Source organism: Nitratireductor sp. OM-1, from assembly GCF_003296175.1.
In the GTDB taxonomy this organism is placed as follows: Bacteria; Pseudomonadota; Alphaproteobacteria; order Rhizobiales; family Rhizobiaceae; genus Nitratireductor; species Nitratireductor aquimarinus.
This window is the reverse complement of the sequence record NZ_CP029208.1, coordinates 3,151,129-3,168,074: the sequence shown is the minus strand read 5'-3', so window position 1 is coordinate 3,168,074 and position 16,946 is coordinate 3,151,129. Positions and strand designations below refer to the sequence as shown.

Annotated in this window: 15 protein-coding genes and 3 tRNA genes; 14 read left to right on the top strand and 4 right to left on the bottom strand. The window is 61.2% G+C overall.

Translation table 11 applies throughout. From position 1 onward, the window contains the following. Nucleotides 1-6 precede the first annotated feature (6 nt). Nucleotides 7-91, top strand: a tRNA-Tyr gene (locus DEJ54_RS15195). Between the two features lie 31 nt (nt 92-122). Continuing rightward, nucleotides 123-196: transfer RNA gene (locus tag DEJ54_RS15190), tRNA-Gly, on the top strand. A gap of 599 nt (nt 197-795) precedes the next feature. Here the strand turns inward: DEJ54_RS15190 and DEJ54_RS23235 are convergent. Then, nucleotides 796-1,062: a hypothetical protein gene (locus tag DEJ54_RS23235; RefSeq protein ID WP_162742318.1), complete on the bottom strand. Its 267-nt coding sequence runs from the start codon at nt 1,060-1,062 to the stop codon at nt 796-798. Nucleotides 1,063-1,553: 491 nt separating this feature from the next. Between DEJ54_RS23235 and DEJ54_RS15185 the strand changes: the two genes are divergently transcribed. Continuing rightward, nucleotides 1,554-2,585 carry an alpha/beta fold hydrolase gene (locus tag DEJ54_RS15185; protein ID WP_113155306.1) on the top strand — a complete coding sequence of 344 codons (1,032 nt, stop codon included), beginning with the start codon at nt 1,554-1,556 and terminating at the stop codon, nt 2,583-2,585. Here DEJ54_RS15185 and DEJ54_RS15180 read toward each other — a convergent pair. The 3 genes from DEJ54_RS15180 to DEJ54_RS15170 form a co-directional block, all read right to left on the bottom strand. Further along, complete coding sequence (locus DEJ54_RS15180; protein WP_113155305.1) at nt 2,548-3,624, bottom strand: AraC family transcriptional regulator; 1,077 nt, start codon at nt 3,622-3,624, stop codon at nt 2,548-2,550. The genes DEJ54_RS15185 and DEJ54_RS15180 overlap by 38 nt on opposite strands. A gap of 64 nt (nt 3,625-3,688) precedes the next feature. Next, on the bottom strand, nt 3,689-5,107 hold the full coding sequence (locus tag DEJ54_RS15175; RefSeq protein ID WP_162742317.1) for a hypothetical protein: 1,419 nt from the start codon (nt 5,105-5,107) through the stop codon (nt 3,689-3,691). Continuing rightward, nucleotides 5,100-5,861 carry a hypothetical protein gene (locus DEJ54_RS15170; RefSeq protein ID WP_113155303.1) on the bottom strand — a complete coding sequence of 254 codons (762 nt, stop codon included), beginning with the start codon at nt 5,859-5,861 and terminating at the stop codon, nt 5,100-5,102. Before DEJ54_RS15170 ends, DEJ54_RS15175 begins: the two co-directional genes overlap by 8 nt. Nucleotides 5,862-6,282: 421 nt before the next feature. Here DEJ54_RS15170 and DEJ54_RS15165 point away from each other — a divergent pair, with 421 nt between their 5' ends. The 11 genes from DEJ54_RS15165 to rpoB all read left to right on the top strand — a co-directional run bounded on the left by DEJ54_RS15165 (nt 6,283) and on the right by rpoB (nt 16,835). Then, a complete protein-coding gene (locus DEJ54_RS15165; RefSeq protein WP_113155302.1) occupies nt 6,283-6,504 on the top strand; it encodes a hypothetical protein in 222 nt (73 codons plus the stop codon). Nucleotides 6,505-6,627: 123 nt separating this feature from the next. Continuing rightward, a complete protein-coding gene (locus DEJ54_RS15155; protein WP_245447571.1) occupies nt 6,628-7,191 on the top strand; it encodes a DUF2867 domain-containing protein in 564 nt (187 codons plus the stop codon). 212 nt (nt 7,192-7,403) lie between these two features. After that, nucleotides 7,404-8,579, top strand: a complete 1,176-nt coding sequence (gene tuf / locus DEJ54_RS15150; RefSeq protein ID WP_113155290.1) for an elongation factor Tu — start codon at nt 7,404-7,406, stop codon at nt 8,577-8,579. Between the two features lie 230 nt (nt 8,580-8,809). After that, a tRNA-Trp gene (locus DEJ54_RS15145) sits at nt 8,810-8,885 on the top strand. A 301-nt stretch (nt 8,886-9,186) separates the two neighbouring features. Continuing rightward, nucleotides 9,187-9,390, top strand: coding sequence for a preprotein translocase subunit SecE (secE, locus tag DEJ54_RS15140; RefSeq protein WP_113155300.1), 204 nt, complete (start codon nt 9,187-9,189; stop codon nt 9,388-9,390). A 29-nt stretch (nt 9,391-9,419) separates the two neighbouring features. Continuing rightward, complete coding sequence (nusG, locus tag DEJ54_RS15135) at nt 9,420-9,947, top strand: transcription termination/antitermination protein NusG (RefSeq protein WP_113155299.1); 528 nt, start codon at nt 9,420-9,422, stop codon at nt 9,945-9,947. Nucleotides 9,948-10,085: 138 nt separating this feature from the next. Next, complete coding sequence (gene rplK / locus DEJ54_RS15130) at nt 10,086-10,514, top strand: 50S ribosomal protein L11 (protein ID WP_113155298.1); 429 nt, start codon at nt 10,086-10,088, stop codon at nt 10,512-10,514. A gap of 4 nt (nt 10,515-10,518) precedes the next feature. Further along, complete coding sequence (gene rplA / locus DEJ54_RS15125) at nt 10,519-11,223, top strand: 50S ribosomal protein L1 (protein ID WP_113155297.1); 705 nt, start codon at nt 10,519-10,521, stop codon at nt 11,221-11,223. 343 nt (nt 11,224-11,566) lie between these two features. Then, a complete protein-coding gene (rplJ, locus tag DEJ54_RS15120) occupies nt 11,567-12,085 on the top strand; it encodes a 50S ribosomal protein L10 (protein ID WP_113156316.1) in 519 nt (172 codons plus the stop codon). 51 nt (nt 12,086-12,136) lie between these two features. After that, nucleotides 12,137-12,514, top strand: coding sequence for a 50S ribosomal protein L7/L12 (gene rplL, locus DEJ54_RS15115; RefSeq protein ID WP_065815249.1), 378 nt, complete (start codon nt 12,137-12,139; stop codon nt 12,512-12,514). Nucleotides 12,515-12,695: 181 nt separating this feature from the next. Beyond that, nucleotides 12,696-16,835 (top strand): DNA-directed RNA polymerase subunit beta, encoded by a 4,140-nt coding sequence (gene rpoB / locus DEJ54_RS15110; RefSeq protein ID WP_113155296.1) that lies wholly within the window; start codon nt 12,696-12,698, stop codon nt 16,833-16,835. Nucleotides 16,836-16,946 lie beyond the last annotated feature (111 nt).

Sequence of the window (16,946 nt, the reverse complement as noted above, 5' to 3'; positions counted from 1 at the left end):
GGAAACGGAGGGGTGTCCGAGTGGTTAAAGGAGACGGACTGTAAATCCGTTGGCTAAGCCTACGCTGGTTCGAATCCAGCTCCCTCCACCACCGTCTCCCAGAGCCAGCGCAACGAACCCCGGCGGGTATAGCTCAATGGTAGAGCAGCAGCCTTCCAAGCTGAATATGCGGGTTCGATTCCCGCTACCCGCTCCAGGTTATCTTCTCTGAAATTGCTGAATTTTGTGATGGCGTTTGCTTGCCGTGTCTTTGGGCTGGCAAGGTGGCTGGTTTTGGCTTGAGAATGAAGCGGCCTTCGCCGGTCTCGCTGTGGAACGGGGGGAGCTTTAGCAGAAACGGGCGGGCGCTACTTAGAAGTCATCCCAAGCGCGGGGATCGGAATGTGCAACCTTGGTTTGGGACCGCGTGGAGGGCGTCAATTAACCGGGGGGGCGGGGCGGTTCTGTGAACCGCTCCGGGTTTGCCGGAGCGGTTCATAGCTTTCCAGTCGAGTAAGGTATTACGTTTATAGGCCTCAGGATCTTTGTCGACCTTAGTGTGACAAGAGGGCATCAAGACATTCTGGCTTTTGGCAGTGCCCTGATGCAGCCGCGAATAGGCGCAGTTTCGTAGCAGTTGGTATCGCCTTGCGATCTGCCATCCGATCTCCTGCTTTCTCTCGCTTCAAATTTTCTGCACGTGTCTGAAAGGTTTGAAAAAATGGCATGCTCTAAAGCATTGTCATAAGTTATTTTTCATTTCCTCGGAGCTCTCCCTGGAGAAACTTATACCCGTCTAACGCCGGATCTGGGCTATCATGGGAACTCCCATATTTTGATGTTCTCATTGATTATGACATCCTCGGCCTGTTCATTTTCGACATTCACCATGCGAGCATGATAGCCATCCCGAATGAAATTCACCGCTTCATCGGTGTTATTTGCCCACGTGTAGTTCTTTGCATGGTGGCGCTCTTTAGAGGGCACATCAGGGTGGATAACCACAAACTTTCCATCAGGTCGCGGTGCCAGTCGATTGATTGTTTTTGCTCTGCTGGAAACACCGACGACGACATATTCCAAGATATTATCCTCCCAAAAATGTTATTAGTTGGCAGTTTGGCCAGCCGCTTCGGATAGTCTTGATTAGGTCGTTCACGGCGACACTTGCTACTGCTATCTTGTATGTCCGCTGTTGGGAAGCTGCGACGCTGCACCGATTTATTATGCGAACGACAGCTTAGGGCCGCAAGCATCGACGTATTCTGTACCAACCAATGTCAGCTAGCCGCCAGTCACCTGATGGCCCCAGAACGGCCGTTCTTCGGGATATTCGTTATCCAGCTGAGGTAAGCTCGAGAGTGCACCTGTCGGGAAGTAACAGAGCCACGCATTCAAATGAAAGTAAGATCAGCCTTCTTCCGGTGTCAGCGCAGCATCGCTCATGCGGCACAAATCCGTCCGCCGATGGGCCAAAACACGCCCTACCAACCCGTCCTGAATCGTGTTTCAGTTCTCCGAACCCGTTTCCGGTCCCTATGCCTCCCCGGATCTGATCCAAGGAGAGACCTGAAATGTTCAAGATCTGCTTCAGCGCGGTTGCGCTGGTTTTTCTGGGTTCCGCTGCGCAGGCGGATGTCGGTTTTCGCACCGTCGGCATTGGTGGTGAGGGGCCGCGGCCGCTCAATGTTGCGCTGTGGTATCCGGCTAAGGGCGGTGCGCCCGGGGTGGTGGTGGGGGAAACGCCGGCCTTCGTCGGCGGGCGCGTTGTGCGTGATGCGCAGCCTTCGGCCGGTGCGCATCCGCTGGTCGTTCTTTCGCATGGCTATGGCGGCACCTGGCGCAATCTCAGCTGGCTTGCGGTCGCGCTTGCCGATGAGGGCTATGCCGTCGCCGCGCCGGATCATCCCGGCACCACGCATTTCAATCGTGATCGACGGCAGGCGTCCATGCTCTGGGAGCGGCCGCGCGATCTGAGCCGGGTCATCGATGCAGTGCTGGAGGAGCCGGCCCTTGCCGGTTCCATCGCACCGGAGCGGATCGCGGCCATCGGCCATTCGCTCGGTGGCTGGACCGTTACGGCGCTGGCGGGTGGCCGGTTCGATCCGGATCTGTTTGCGCGGGACTGCGCGTCGGGCATTGCTTCGAGAGCGTGTCCCACAAGCGATCTGAACGATATGGGCGATCTGAAGCTCGATGCACCCGGCCTCAGGCAGGACATGCACGATCCGCGCATCCGCGCCTTTGTCTCGCTCGATCCCGGTTTTGCGTGCGGCTTCACGCCTGAAAGCCTTGGCGGTGTCGATGCGCCGGTGCTGCTGATCGGGGCCGGTGTCGATATCGGGGATCGGCCTGCCGAGCTGGAAAGCGGATGGCTGGCGGAGCACCTTGCCGCAGACACCACGGAATGGGTGATGCTCCCGGATGCGATGCATTTCAGCTTTCTGCAGCTTTGCAAGCCGGGGGCGGCGGCCATGATCGAGGCGGAAGATCCGGGTGACGGGATCGTCTGCCGCGATGGCGCGGGCCGGGGCCGCGCCGCCATTCACGCGGAAGTTCTGGACCGGATCACGGCGATTCTGGGCCGCTCGCTTTCGCTGCGCTGAGGCGCGTTTCGCCGGTTTCTTTCGCCCGGCGTCTCCAGTCGCTGGGTGAAAGGCCGGTCACGCGCCGGAACGTGTTGTTGAAGTTCGATTTCGTCTGAAAGCCGCAATCGAACATGATCGCGGTGACGGGGCGGTCGGTCTCTTCCAGAAGCGCCATCGCCTCGCGGATGCGCCACTGGTTGATCTCCTGCGAAACATTCCGGCCGAGCCTGCGGTTGATTGCCTGCGAAATCTGCCGCCCCGGAATGCCGACGCGCCGCGCCAGCCGCTCCAGTGTGAGATCTGGATCGCGATAGAGCTGGCGCTCGCTCAACACCCGATGGGTTGCGGCCAGCACATGCGCATCGTCGGCGGTGGGCTGATCCCGTTCTTCCACGCGCGCGGTGGCTTCTGCTGCCGGGGGCTCTTCGGTCTCGGGCAGGCTGCGCGCGACGGCGAGTGCTGCCCATGCGATCAGGGGCAGCACAGCCATGTTGCCGACGCTGACGATGGTTGCGGCATGCGCGCCGCCGGCAAGCCCGAAGTCGAAGGCAATGGCCAGATCGATCATGCCTGATAAGACAAGCAGTGCGCCGACAAACATTGCCGCGCGGCAGGGGGCGACGGCCGCGCCGAGCCGGGCTCCTGCAAAATTTTCTTCGCCCTGCAGTCCGCGCCACATCAGAGCGCTGCCATAGCCAAAGAACAGGAAAGCCAGCAGGGCGTCGATGGGCGTCTGAAAGTGTGGCCACAGAAGGGAAAACACCAGGATGACCGCGCCGGGCAGGTAGTGCGGCCAGGCGGGCCGACGCGCGCCGCCCTCAAGGCCCGCAAAGCAAAGCCACGCCGTTGCTGGCAGGAGTGCGGCGAACACGGGCTGGAGGAAGCGGAAAACCGGCGCGTCGAAGCTCCAGCGCAGGCTGACGACGGTCATCAGGGCGGTGCTGACGGCGAGAAACACGATGATGGGCCGGAACCTGCGCTCTCGCTTCAGGGCGACAAGGCAAAGCACAAAGCCCAGCAGGAGCGCGACGATGGCGGGCAGGGGGATCAGGATCATGCGCTATCTATATGGCACCGGGCGCGCGGATAAAGGGCGGATCGGCGGTGCGGCGCTCTGTGTTTCAGAACCCCGAGCAGATCTGAACCGAGTGCGGCAGCGGTTTCGGGTTGGTTGTACACGTCCAGCGGGAATGGGCGGGGTCGGACGGTATGATCTGCAGTGTGGGGCTGGAAGCCGCGCCGATGCGGCATTCGGGGTGCTCGCGGGTCATGTGACGGGTAAAGCCGCGCAGGAGCCCCTGCATCTCAGACATGTGCTGCGCCGGGAAATCGAGCGGGTGGGTGAAATCGTCGGTCTTGCGCTGGTAGCCGAGCGCCATGAACCCGCTGTCGCAGAGGTCCGCCGGAAGGTCGCTAGAGCGGAAGGCGACAAACATCGCCTTGTCGATTGTCCCGTTGAACGGCTTCTCGCAATGCTGGAACAGGCGCACGCGACACCCGTCCGTTTCCGCCTGATCGGCCCCGGAAGGCGCTTTCGGCTGGCCGGTGCTGCCTTTTGGCTCGGCTGCGGCGACCCCGCTGCCGTCGAAGCGGGGCGGGTGGCCGCGATCATGGAGCGCGCCCGGGTTTACCTGATCGCTTTCAAAGCGCGGAGCCCTCTCGCGGGCATTGATGATCATGCGGCGCGCCTGATCGCGCGCGACCTCATAGGGGGCGTGATTGCCGCCGGTTCGAAAGCGGTCCGGAATGTCCAGAAGTTTGCGGTAACGGCGCTCGTAGGAGGCGACGAAATCGAGCCTGTCGCGCACCGACTTGATGAAGACGGTTTCCAGCGCCTCCGGCGTGGTCTCGTTATAGCCGTAGCTCACGCGCACGCCGTCCTCCAGATGGCGGATGGCCGCGCCATAGGCCTTCAGATGGTAGTCCGGGTTCTCCCGTTCGTACCACTGGTGGAGGCGGAGCAGGGTGACATGGGCTTCAACAATGGAACCTGCGGCGAGTGTCAGGCCACGGCGCACCTCTTCGCGCGCGCGGCCGGCGCTCAGATAGCGCGGGTCCTCGAGCGTGGAGCCCGGCCCGCGAAACAGCGTTCCCCAGTCGGGACTGCCTGGCACGTTGAACGACCAGTCGCCGGCGGGACCGGGGCGGCCGACATCGACGATCAGGTGGAAATCGCCTTCATCGCCGCGAAAATCGAGCCGTAGCCGCACACCGTAAAGCTCGATCAGATCCATGGCGCTGCGCGGCAGGCTGGCGAGGCTGTGCGTTTCGTGGCGTGACGCGCCCAGCGCCGTTGAGGTGGGCAGGGTGACCGTGCCGCCCTGAAGCGCGTATCGAAAACGCGCCGAGACCACCGGCTCGCCCAGAAGCAGGCCGATCTTCGTTTCCGCTTCCCAGTCGAAGCGCAGCTCCGCGCCATCGCCGCTGCTGCCTTCGCCGGCAACGCGCTCGCCATCGGCTGAAAACGTCATAACCTGCTGCGCCCGTGCGGGAGAGAGCGCCAGAAACAGGAGCATCAGAAAGAGAAGAGGTCTAGTCATTCAGCCAGCTCGCAAATTCCTGGGCCTGCCTTGCGGACGGCGTGGGCGTGACGCCGTTTGAGTGACGCGCCGGGTCTTCGAGAACCACGCCATAGGCGCTGGGGTTGAATAGATGCGCCGGGCTGAGATCGATATGGATCCCGTTGTCCTCCAGCGTCTCGGAGATGAGGTCTGCGGGCAGCAGGTAGATGACGGCAAGAAGCCCTGCCGCAATTGTTCCCGCTGTGGCGAGCCGGTTGGGCGACGGGTGAAGACGTGCGGCGATGCCGGTGGAGAACCAGACGCCGGCAAGAAAGGCGGCGAGGATCAGCCCCCAGCGCGCCGCGATGGCGTCTTCGAAAAAGTCCGGGAATGCCAGTTCGCAAAAGAGGAAGGCGGCAAAGGCTGCAAGAGCAGGCAGCAGAAGCGAGACGGTGGCGGCCAGCCAGCGCCCGCCTGCACGTTTTTCAGGAGGTTGCGTCTCTGGCGTGGGTTCCGGCGCTCTTGCCTGCTCCCTTGGCGCCTGCGCGGTTTCGGGCAGGGGCTCGAGTGTGAGGAAGGGCATAGGCCTGTCGAGCGTGGTCCCGGATGAAAAAATGGGTGGGCACACGCGCCCGCGCTGTGGCGCCTTGATGAGAATGTCCCGGCCATCCTTCATGGTGAAGACGTAAAGCCCCTCGTCCTTTTCGACGATCTGTCCGGGCGCGACGCGGGCTTCCCGCGCAGTCAGTGGGTAGAGCGCTTTTGCCGGTGTCTTGACGTGAAGACTATCCATCCGGGGCTTCTTTCTGGTGCATCGTCTTGAGCGGGGAGCCGTTTGAGGCGGGAGATGGCTTGGGCCGGGAGCTGTTCATTGAAAGCTTGCAGATTCTGCTGCGACGTTCAATCGCAGGCGCGAAATGCGTGCTCTGCAGGGTGCGTCAATCGGGCTGTGGGAGAAGCCGCACTCTTTGTCGCAGCCGGTGTCCGATCGATTGCCTCGACCCTACATTTCTGGCAGTCGCTCGGGCGAATGGGAACTGGCGATGGCTGCATTTGCGCATCCGGCATTGGCCCGCGTGCTGCGGCAACGCTTCATTCCCGCAGCCCTGCGTGGCGTCTGCGCGCCATGTCGATCCGTCTTCGGGCAGCCGCGCCCGAAGAGACAAAGCCCTCCCAGGCACCGACCCGTATGTACCATTCGAAAGGCTCCCCCAATGGTTCAGAAGCTCATCTATTCCATCCCCGTGTTTGGCTGGATGCTTAAAAGCGCATCCCTTGGCGATACGGCGGAGAAGGTCTTTTTCATTTTCAACCTGCTCGCATTCTGGGCGATCGCCATTTACTTCTTCGGCTATCCGGCGATCATCTTGCCGGCGCTTGGCATTGTCGGCTGCTACATGCTCGTGCTGGCGCTTCTGACCTCCGGCGACGTTTAGCCGGACCGGGCCTGTGCGCCCGTTTGCCGCATTCTTTCGCCGCACACTGGCAAGCCTTGCCAATGTGCGGCACGATGCTCCGGTCTGTTCGCCCGTGCGGTGAATGCATCAAGGAGCTGCGTCATGCTGACCTCGAAGATGGGGCTGACCTCGAAGATGGGGCTGACCTCGAAGATGGGGCTGACCTCGAAGATGGGGCTGACCTCGAAGATGGGGCTGATGTCGAAGACGGGCCGGGCCGAAGCGCCGCTGACACTGCCCGGTGCAGGTTTCTCCGATACATATTCCGGTGTTTCAAAAGACACTTTCGATGCAAGCGCCGCGCTGACGCGGGCCTTTGCGCGCCCGCCGCGCTGGATCGGGACGCTCATGCGTTGGCGCAATGTGATCGTCCGGCCTTTCGGTCTGAAGACCGGGAAAGACGCCCTGGACCAGGTGGTCGGAACGGAGCAGGCCCCGTTTCCGGTTCTTGAACGCTCTTCCCGGCGAATCGTATTGGGGACGGACGACCGGCATCTGGACTTCCGGCTGATCGTGGAGACCGATCCGGCCGCCGGGCCGGGCACACGCGTTTCGTGCACCACACTGGTGCGTCCGCACAATCCGTTCGGATGGCTCTATCTCCTGACGATCATGCCGTTTCACAAGCTGATCGTGGCCAATACGGTGCGTCGCATCGTGGCCTGAAATATCCGTTCGTGCTGTGTGGCGTTGCCACCCTGGCGTGTGTCAATCCTCGGTAAGAGGCTCCCTGCATGTGGCATACGGGACGCTCTTTCGGGCAAAGGGCGCGGTTCGACGGGGGCGAAACGGCAAAGGGGCTTGTAATTTCGCGCCTTTGTCGTTAATCGCCGCGCATCTGAAACCCAAACGCATCCAGGGCGCCAAAGGAAGTTGCAATGGCCAAAGGTAAATTTGAGCGTACGAAGCCGCATGCGAACATCGGCACGATTGGTCACGTTGACCACGGCAAGACGTCTTTGACGGCGGCGATCACGAAGTATTTCGGTGAGTTCCGCGCGTATGACCAGATTGACGGCGCGCCGGAAGAGAAGGCCCGCGGCATCACCATTTCGACCGCGCACGTTGAGTATGAGACGGAGAACCGTCACTACGCTCACGTCGATTGCCCCGGCCACGCCGACTACGTGAAGAACATGATCACGGGCGCTGCACAGATGGACGGCGCGATCCTGGTGGTTTCGGCCGCTGACGGCCCGATGCCGCAGACCCGCGAGCACATCCTGCTTGCGCGTCAGGTTGGCGTTCCGGCCATCGTCGTGTTCCTCAACAAGGTCGACCAGGTCGACGACGAAGAGCTTCTCGAGCTGGTTGAGCTCGAGGTTCGCGAGCTTCTGTCGTCCTACGACTTCCCGGGCGACGACATTCCGATCGTCAAGGGCTCGGCTCTTGCTGCTCTCGAAGACTCCAACAAGGAGATCGGCGAGGACGCAATCCGCAAGCTGATGGAAGAAGTCGACGCTTACATCCCGACGCCCGAGCGTCCGGTTGACCAGCCGTTCCTGATGCCGATCGAAGACGTGTTCTCGATCTCTGGCCGCGGTACGGTTGTGACGGGTCGCGTCGAGCGCGGCATCATCAAGGTCGGCGAGGAAGTCGAGATCGTTGGCATCCGTCCGACGACGAAGACGACCTGCACGGGCGTTGAAATGTTCCGCAAGCTGCTCGACCAGGGCCAGGCTGGCGACAACATCGGCGCGCTGATCCGTGGTGTCGACCGTGAAGGCGTTGAGCGCGGCCAGGTGCTGTGCAAGCCCGGTTCGGTGAAGCCGCACACGAAGTTCAAGGCAGAAGCCTACATCCTGACGAAGGAAGAGGGTGGCCGTCACACGCCGTTCTTCACCAACTACCGTCCGCAGTTCTACTTCCGTACGACGGACGTGACGGGTGTTGTGCACCTTCCGGAAGGCACCGAGATGGTCATGCCTGGCGACAACGTTGCCGTTGACGTCGAGCTGATCGTTCCGATCGCGATGGAAGAGAAGCTGCGCTTCGCTATCCGCGAAGGCGGCCGCACCGTCGGCGCCGGCATCGTCGCAGCCATCATTGAGTAAGCTCTGCCCCGGCAGTGTTGAATGCGGGAAGGGCGGCTCTGGCCGCCCTTTTCTTTTGCCCGGAGCCTGTTTTGAAAGGGCCGGGGCAGGGTGGTTGTCCGCCTTGGCGAAAGCCTCAGGGAAACAAATGACGTGGATGGTGTAAAACCTGCACTAAAGTCTCTTTACAGACGCGTCGGAAGCCCTTAGGAAGCGGCCTGCCTACAGTGTGCAGCAGCGCACAGGAATGCAGGGGTATAGCTCAGTTGGTAGAGCGGCGGTCTCCAAAACCGCAGGTCGGGGGTTCGAGCCCCTCTGCCCCTGCCAGCGCATTGTGCGCCAGAGCCATTTCGTGAGATCGTTGAGTAAGCGCCTGTCGGAAGCTTCCGTTGGGGCTTGCAAGAATCGAACTTCGGTTCTATGTAGGGCGAACAGACACGCGGTGCGTGGAGCCGGGAACGCGGCTTTACGCGCCTTTGTCGTATGGGTGGATTACGAAAAGCGATTCGCTTTTTCGGATTTTGCTCTTGCCCGAAGGCTGGGTTTTCCTGGTCTCGGGTGCGTCTCCCGGCCAGTTCGGGGATAACAAACAGTCTGGGTTACCAGACGATAGAATCAAGAGCGGCACATGGCGTCGAAAACCACGAATCCTTTCACGTTTCTTCAGCAGGTTCGGTCCGAAACCGCAAAAGTGACGTGGCCCTCGCGGCGTGAGACTCTGATCTCGACGGTAATGGTCATCGCATTCGCCACGCTGGCGGCGATCTTCTTCTTTGCTGCCGATCAGCTCATGGCCTGGGGTATCGAGATCATTCTCGGTATCGGCGCCTGATTGCGGACGATAGACGGAGTGCGATTGAAATGACTGCGCGTTGGTACATCGTCCACGCTTATTCGAATTTCGAAAAGAAGGTCGCAGAGTCGATCGAGGAGCAGGCACGCCAGAAAGGTCTTGATAACAAGATCGAGCAGGTCGTGGTTCCGACCGAGAAGGTCGTTGAAGTGCGCCGCGGTCGCAAGGTCGATGCCGAGCGCAAGTTCTTCCCGGGCTATGTCCTGGTGAAGGCGCAGCTCACCGACGCTGTCTTCTCGATGATCAAGAACACCCCGAAGGTTACGGGCTTTCTGGGCGACGCCAAGCCGGTTCCGATTACCGAGGCCGAGGCAGAGCGCATCCTGACGCAGGTTCAGGAAGGCGTGGAGCGTCCGAAGCCGTCCGTTACCTTCGAGATCGGCGAGCAGGTTCGCGTTTCCGACGGTCCGTTCGCTTCGTTCAACGGCTTCGTTCAGGAAGTGGACGAGGAGCGTTCGCGCCTCAAGGTCGAGGTGTCGATCTTCGGACGGGCAGTGCCCGTCGATCTGGAATTCGGTCAGGTCGAAAAGGGCTGACCGTGTTGCCCCGTGCGCGGGGCTTCATCGGTGGAAGGGAAATGCGGCTAAGCCGGTCGCTGATTTCCGGACCACCAAACTGCAGTGCCGGCCCATTCTTTTCAGGGTGGCCGGTGAGAACGACAAGGCAGATGAGATATGGCTAAGAAAGTTGCAGGCCTGCTCAAGCTTCAGGTTCCCGCGGGTTCGGCTACGCCGTCGCCCCCGATCGGCCCTGCGCTTGGTCAGCGTGGCATCAACATCATGGAGTTCTGTAAGGCATTCAATGCCCAGACCCAGGAGATGGAAAAGGGATCCCCGATCCCGGTCGTGGTGACCTACTACCAGGACAAGTCCTTCACCTTTACGATGAAGACGCCTCCGGTGAGCTACTTCCTCAAGAAGGCAATCAACCTGAAGTCCGGCTCCAAGGAGCCCGGCAAGGTGGTTGCTGGCAAGATTTCGCGCGACAAGGTTCGCGAGATCGCGGAAGCCAAGCTTAAAGATCTGAACGCGACGGACGTCGAAGCAGCCATGCGCATGGTCGAAGGTTCGGCACGCTCCATGGGCCTGGAAGTGGAGGGCTGACGATATGGCGACGAAACTTTCCAAGCGCGTTGCGAAGTCCCGTGAAGGTATTGATCGCGACAAGGAATACGCTCTCGATGAGGCCGTTGCGCTCCTGAAGGACCGTGCAACCGCGAAGTTCGACGAGACCATCGAAGTTGCGATGAACCTCGGCGTCGACCCGCGCCACGCTGACCAGATGGTCCGCGGTGTGGTCAACCTGCCGAACGGCACGGGCCGTACGGTTCGCGTTGCCGTCTTCGCAAAGGGCGACAAGGCTGAAGAAGCAAAGGCAGCTGGTGCAGACATCGTCGGCGCCGAAGAGCTGGTTGAGAGCGTCCAGAAGGGCGAGATCAACTTCGATCGCTGCATTGCAACGCCGGACATGATGCCGCTGGTCGGCCGTCTCGGTAAGGTGCTTGGCCCGCGTGGCCTGATGCCGAACCCGAAGGTTGGCACTGTGACGCCGGACGTCACGGGTGCGGTCAAGGCTTCCAAGGGCGGCGCCGTTGAGTTCCGCGTCGAGAAGGCCGGTATCGTGCATGCAGGCGTTGGCAAGGCTTCCTTCGACGCCAAGGCCATTGCCGAGAACGTGCGCGCCTTCACCGATGCGGTGATCAAGGCGAAGCCGGCCGGCGCAAAGGGCAACTATGTGAAGAAGGTGGCTCTCACCTCGACCATGGGCCCGGGCCTGCGCATCGACGTTGGCAGCCTGTCGGCCGAAGGCTGATGAATTCCGGGGAGGGCGCTCCGGCGCCTTCCCCAAGACTTTCCGGATCGCAAGATCTGGAAGCCGGAAGGAAACTTCCGGAACATCCTGTCCGAGATTGCAGGCGGCTCGCCTTAATACTTTTAAAGGGCCTGCATGAGACGGGTGGGACCGGATAACGGAGCCTGGCTCCGGTTGATGGTTCGAACCGTGTTGGCCTTTTGTTTGATCCGGGTTTCCCGGTCAGCGAAGGGGGACAGGATCCTCGAGCGTCGCTTGGGTGATCCGAGTTTGCGGATGCCCTGCGGCAAAAGGCAAACCGGCGGATATTTCCTTCGGGAAACTCCGTCAAATGGAGAAGGCAGTGGACAGAGCGGAAAAACGCGAATTCGTCGCGGACCTGAACGAGGTGTTCAACAACACCGGTTCGGTCGTCGTAGCCCACTATGCCGGTCTGACCGTCGCGCAGATGAACGATCTTCGTTCCAAGATGCGCGGTGCAGGCGGCACAGTTAAGGTTGCGAAAAACCGTCTCGCCAAAATCGCCCTTCAGGGAACCCCGTCCGAGAGCATTCAGGCCCTTTTCGAAGGCCAGACCCTGATTGCTTATTCGGACGATCCGGTTGTCGCTCCTCGGGTCGCCAATGACTTCGCCAAGGCAAATGACAAGCTTGTCATTCTTGGCGGTGCCATGGGTGAGACCGCGCTCGATTCCGATGGTGTGAAGGCTCTTGCCTCGCTGCCGTCGCTGGACGAGCTGAGGGCGAAGCTGGTCGGCATGATTTCTACGCCGGCCACCCGGATCGCTCAGGTTGTCAACGCGCCCGCGGGTCAGCTCGCGCGCGTCTTTGGCGCCTATTCCAAGAAGGACGAGGCGGCGTGATGCCGGTCCTCAAGACCAACAACACAGTTCGAACACAAAAGGAAATGTACAATGGCTGATCTTGCTAAGATCGTTGAAGACCTGTCGAGCCTGACCGTCCTCGAGGCGGCTGAGCTCTCCAAGATGCTTGAAGAGAAGTGGGGCGTCTCCGCTGCTGCTCCGGTGGCTGTTGCTGCTGCTGCAGGCGGTGCTGCTGGTGGCGAAGCTGCTGAAGAGAAGACCGAGTTCGACGTCGTTCTCACCGATGCAGGCGCACAGAAGATCAACGTGATCAAGGAAGTCCGCGGCATCACCGGCCTGGGCCTCAAGGAAGCCAAGGACCTCGTTGAGTCCGCTCCGAAGCCGATCAAGGAAGGCGTGTCCAAGGACGAAGCCGAGAAGATCAAGGGTCAGCTCGAAGGCGCTGGCGCTAAAGTTGAGCTGAAGTAATTCGGCGTCCGGTCCGCGCGGATTTCCGATCTGCGCGGACCGGAACTTTGAAGACGGAACCGGAACCTCTTTCCTGTGGGCCGCAAGCGGCTTTCAGGAAACGGGTTTTTATCCGTTTGGATTGACCGCCGGGATGGCGGTTCACGTGGTGCATGCAAGCCAGGCAGGGCAAGGAGCGACGATGGCCGAGACCCAAACGTTTAATGGTCGCAGGCGGGTACGCAAATTCTTCGGAAAGATTCCGGAAGTTGCGGAGATGCCGAACCTGATTGAGGTTCAGAAGGCATCCTATGACCAGTTCCTGATGGTCGAGGAGCCCCAGGGCGGGCGACCTGACGAGGGGCTTCAGGCGGTGTTCAAGTCGGTGTTCCCGATCTCGGACTTCGCCGGTACGGCGATGCTCGAATTCGTGGACTACGAGTTCGAAGAGCCGAAATTCGATGTGGACGAGTGCCGGCAGCGCGATCTTACTTTCGCTGCGCCGCTCAAGGTGACGCTGCGCCTGATCGTTTTCGATGTGGACGAGGACACTGGCGCCAAGTCCATCAAGGACATCAAGGAGCAGGACGTCTACATGGGCGACATGCCGCTCATGACGTCCAACGGCACCTTCATCGTCAACGGCACCGAGCGCGTCATCGTTTCCCAGATGCACCGTTCGCCGGGCGTGTTCTTCGACCACGATAAGGGCAAGTCGCACTCGTCGGGCAAGCTTCTGTTTGCCGCGCGTGTCATTCCCTATCGCGGTTCCTGGCTCGACATCGAGTTCGACGCCAAGGACATCGTCCACGCGCGTATCGACCGCCGCCGCAAGCTTCCCGCGACGTCGCTTCTGATGGCGCTGGGCATGGACGGCGAAGAGATCCTGTCCACCTTCTACGATCAGCTGACCTATCAGCGCGACGGTGATAACTGGCGCGTGCCGTACACGGTTGAGCGCTACAAGGGCCTCAAGGCCACTGCAGATCTCATCGACGCCGACAGCGGCGAAGTGGTCGTTGAAGCCGGCAAGAAGATCACCGCGCGTCAGGCAAAGATGCTTGCAGAGAAGGGCCTCAAGGCCATTCACGCGACGGAAGAAGACCTGCTCGGCAACTATCTGGCCGAAGACATCGTCAACATGGAAACCGGCGAGATCTTCCTCGAGGCCGGTGACGAGATCGACGAGAAGACCCTCAAGGTTCTTCTGGAAGCCGGTGTCGACGAAGTCCACTTCCTGGACATCGACCACGTCAATGTGGGCGGTTACATCCGCAACACGCTGGCTGCCGACAAGAACGAGTCGCGCCAGGACGCGCTGTTCGACATCTACCGTGTCATGCGCCCGGGCGAGCCGCCAACGCTTGAGACGGCCGAAGCGATGTTCCATTCGCTGTTCTTCGACGCCGAGCGCTACGACCTCTCGGCCGTTGGTCGCGTGAAGATGAACATGCGTCTCGAGCTCGATGCCGAGGACACCGTGCGCGTTCTGCGCAAGGAAGACATCGTCGCCGTGGTCAAGACGTTGGTTGAACTGCGCGACGGCAAGGGCGAGATCGACGACATCGACAACCTCGGCAACCGCCGTGTGCGTTCGGTCGGCGAGCTGATGGAAAACCAGTACCGCGTCGGCCTGCTCCGCATGGAGCGCGCGATCAAGGAACGCATGTCCTCGATCGAGATCGACACGGTCATGCCGCAGGACCTGATCAACGCGAAGCCGGCGGCTGCCGCCGTGCGCGAGTTCTTCGGTTCCTCGCAGCTCTCGCAGTTCATGGACCAGACCAACCCGCTCTCCGAGATCACCCACAAGCGTCGCCTTTCGGCGCTTGGACCGGGCGGTCTGACGCGTGAGCGTGCGGGCTTCGAGGTGCGCGACGTGCACCCGACCCACTATGGCCGTATCTGCCCGATTGAGACGCCGGAAGGCCCGAATATCGGTCTGATCAACTCGCTTGCCACCTTCGCCCGCGTCAACAAGTACGGCTTCATCGAGAGCCCGTACCGCAAGATCGTGGATGGCAAGGTCACGCAGGACGTCGTCTATCTCTCCGCCATGGAAGAGGCCAAGCACTACGTTGCACAGGCCAATGCCGTGATCGGTGAAGATGGTGCGTTCACGGATGAATTCGTCATCTGCCGCCATGCCGGCGAGGTGATGATGGCTCCGCGCGAGAACGTCGACCTGATGGACGTGTCGCCCAAGCAGCTCGTGTCGGTCGCGGCAGCGCTCATTCCGTTCCTTGAGAACGATGACGCCAACCGCGCACTGATGGGCTCGAACATGCAGCGTCAGGCCGTGCCGCTGGTGCGCGCCGAGGCTCCGTTCGTCGGCACCGGCATGGAGCCGATCGTGGCGCGCGACTCCGGCGCTGCCATCGCGGCCCGCCGCACGGGCATCGTCGACCAGGTGGATGCGACGCGTATCGTTATCCGCGCCACCGAGGATGTGGATGCATCGCGCTCCGGCGTCGACATCTACCGTCTGATGAAGTTCCAGCGCTCCAACCAGAACACCTGCGTCAACCAGCGTCCGCTGGTCCGCGTGGGCGACCGGATCAACAAGGGCGACATCCTCGCCGATGGTCCGTCGACGGATCTGGGTGATCTGGCGCTTGGCCGCAACGTGCTCGTCGCGTTCATGCCCTGGAACGGCTACAACTACGAGGACTCCATCCTTCTGTCCGAGCGCATCGTTCGCGATGACGTCTTCACCTCCATTCACATCGAGGAATTCGAGGTGATGGCGCGTGATACGAAGCTTGGACCGGAAGAAATCACGCGCGACATTCCGAACGTGTCGGAAGAAGCGCTGAAGAACCTCGACGAAGCCGGCATCACCTATATCGGTGCTGAAGTTCAGCCGGGCGACATTCTCGTCGGCAAGATCACGCCGAAGGGCGAGAGCCCGATGACGCCGGAAGAGAAGCTTCTGCGCGCCATCTTCGGTGAGAAGGCTTCGGATGTCCGCGACACCTCCATGCGCATGCCGCCCGGCACGTATGGCACGGTCGTCGAAGTGCGCGTCTTCAACCGCCACGGCGTTGAGAAGGACGAGCGCGCCATGGCCATCGAGCGCGAGGAAATCGAACGCCTCGCCAAGGACCGTGACGACGAGCAGTCGATCCTCGACCGCAACGTCTACGCGCGCCTTTCCGACATGCTCGTTGGCAAGCAGGCAATCGCCGGTCCGAAGGGCTTCAAGAAGGGTAGCGAGCTCTCCGCTGATGCGCTGAGCGAGTATCCGCGTTCGCAGTGGTGGCAGTTTGCCGTCGAGGACGAGAAGCAGCAGGAAGCGCTCGAAGCGCTGCGTGCACAGTATGACGAGTCCAAGAAGGCGCTCGAGCAGCGCTTCATGGACAAGGTCGAGAAGGTGCAGCGCGGCGACGAGATGCCGCCCGGCGTGATGAAGATGGTCAAGGTCTTCGTTGCCGTTAAGCGCAAGATGCAGCCCGGCGATAAGATGGCCGGTCGTCACGGCAACAAGGGTGTCGTGTCGCGCATCGTGCCGGTTGAAGACATGCCGTTCCTCGATGACGGTCAGCATGTCGACATCGTGCTGAACCCGCTTGGCGTGCCGAGCCGCATGAACGTCGGACAGATTCTCGAGACGCACCTTGGCTGGGCCTGTGCCGGCATGGGGCAGCAGATCGGCGACCTGATCGACAGCTACAAGGAAAGCGGCGACATCAAGCCGTTGCGCCAGACCATCGAGGCCGTCATTCCCGAGAATGACCGCAACGAACCGGTTCGCCAGTATGACGACGAGAGCGTCGTGCGTCTGGGCGAGCAGATGCGTCGCGGTGTCTCGATTGCAACGCCGGTCTTCGACGGCGCGCATGAGGCTGACGTCAACGACATGCTGGAGCTGGCCGGTATGAAGACCTCTGGCCAGGTCACGCTTTACGACGGACGTACGGGCGAAGCCTTCGACCGTCAGGTGACCGTGGGCTACATCTACATGCTGAAGCTGCATCACCTGGTGGACGACAAGATCCACGCCCGTTCGATCGGCCCGTACTCGCTCGTTACCCAGCAGCCGCTGGGTGGTAAGGCGCAGTTCGGTGGTCAGCGCTTCGGTGAGATGGAGGTCTGGGCGCTGGAAGCTTACGGCGCGGCCTACACGCTCCAGGAAATGCTGACGGTGAAGTCGGACGACGTGGCAGGCCGTACCAAGGTCTACGAAGCCATCGTGCGCGGCGACGACACGTTCGAGGCAGGCATTCCCGAGAGCTTCAACGTTCTCGTCAAGGAAATGCGCTCGCTCGGTCTCAATGTGGAGCTTGAAAACTCCCGCATTGAAGGATCCGAGGCTGAGCAGCTGCCCGACGCGGCTGAATAAGCGTTACGGCGTGTCGCGGGATTGCCCGCGACACGCATTCGTCGTTCGCACGGCAGCATAGCGGCCGAGCATTTGAACCGGTGAGGCAGGCGGCGGCAGCCAACACCGAAG

Bases quoted from the DNA above. Each gene is read 5' to 3' on its own strand.
- DEJ54_RS15185 (WP_113155306.1), top strand. From the start codon at position 1,554: ATGTTCAAGATCTGCTTCAGCGCGGTTGCGCTGGTTTTTCTGGGTTCC.
- DEJ54_RS15155 (WP_245447571.1), top strand. From the start codon at position 6,628: ATGCTGACCTCGAAGATGGGGCTGACCTCGAAGATGGGGCTGACCTCG.
- rplA (WP_113155297.1), top strand. From the start codon at position 10,519: ATGGCGACGAAACTTTCCAAGCGCGTTGCGAAGTCCCGTGAAGGTATT.
- rpoB (WP_113155296.1), top strand. From the start codon at position 12,696: ATGGCCGAGACCCAAACGTTTAATGGTCGCAGGCGGGTACGCAAATTC.
- DEJ54_RS15175 (WP_162742317.1), bottom strand. From the start codon at position 5,107: ATGACTAGACCTCTTCTCTTTCTGATGCTCCTGTTTCTGGCGCTCTCT.
- tuf (WP_113155290.1), top strand. From the start codon at position 7,404: ATGGCCAAAGGTAAATTTGAGCGTACGAAGCCGCATGCGAACATCGGC.
- rplK (WP_113155298.1), top strand. From the start codon at position 10,086: ATGGCTAAGAAAGTTGCAGGCCTGCTCAAGCTTCAGGTTCCCGCGGGT.
- DEJ54_RS15170 (WP_113155303.1), bottom strand. From the start codon at position 5,861: ATGGATAGTCTTCACGTCAAGACACCGGCAAAAGCGCTCTACCCACTG.
- DEJ54_RS15180 (WP_113155305.1), bottom strand. From the start codon at position 3,624: ATGATCCTGATCCCCCTGCCCGCCATCGTCGCGCTCCTGCTGGGCTTT.
- secE (WP_113155300.1), top strand. From the start codon at position 9,187: ATGGCGTCGAAAACCACGAATCCTTTCACGTTTCTTCAGCAGGTTCGG.
- nusG (WP_113155299.1), top strand. From the start codon at position 9,420: ATGACTGCGCGTTGGTACATCGTCCACGCTTATTCGAATTTCGAAAAG.
- DEJ54_RS15165 (WP_113155302.1), top strand. From the start codon at position 6,283: ATGGTTCAGAAGCTCATCTATTCCATCCCCGTGTTTGGCTGGATGCTT.
- rplL (WP_065815249.1), top strand. From the start codon at position 12,137: ATGGCTGATCTTGCTAAGATCGTTGAAGACCTGTCGAGCCTGACCGTC.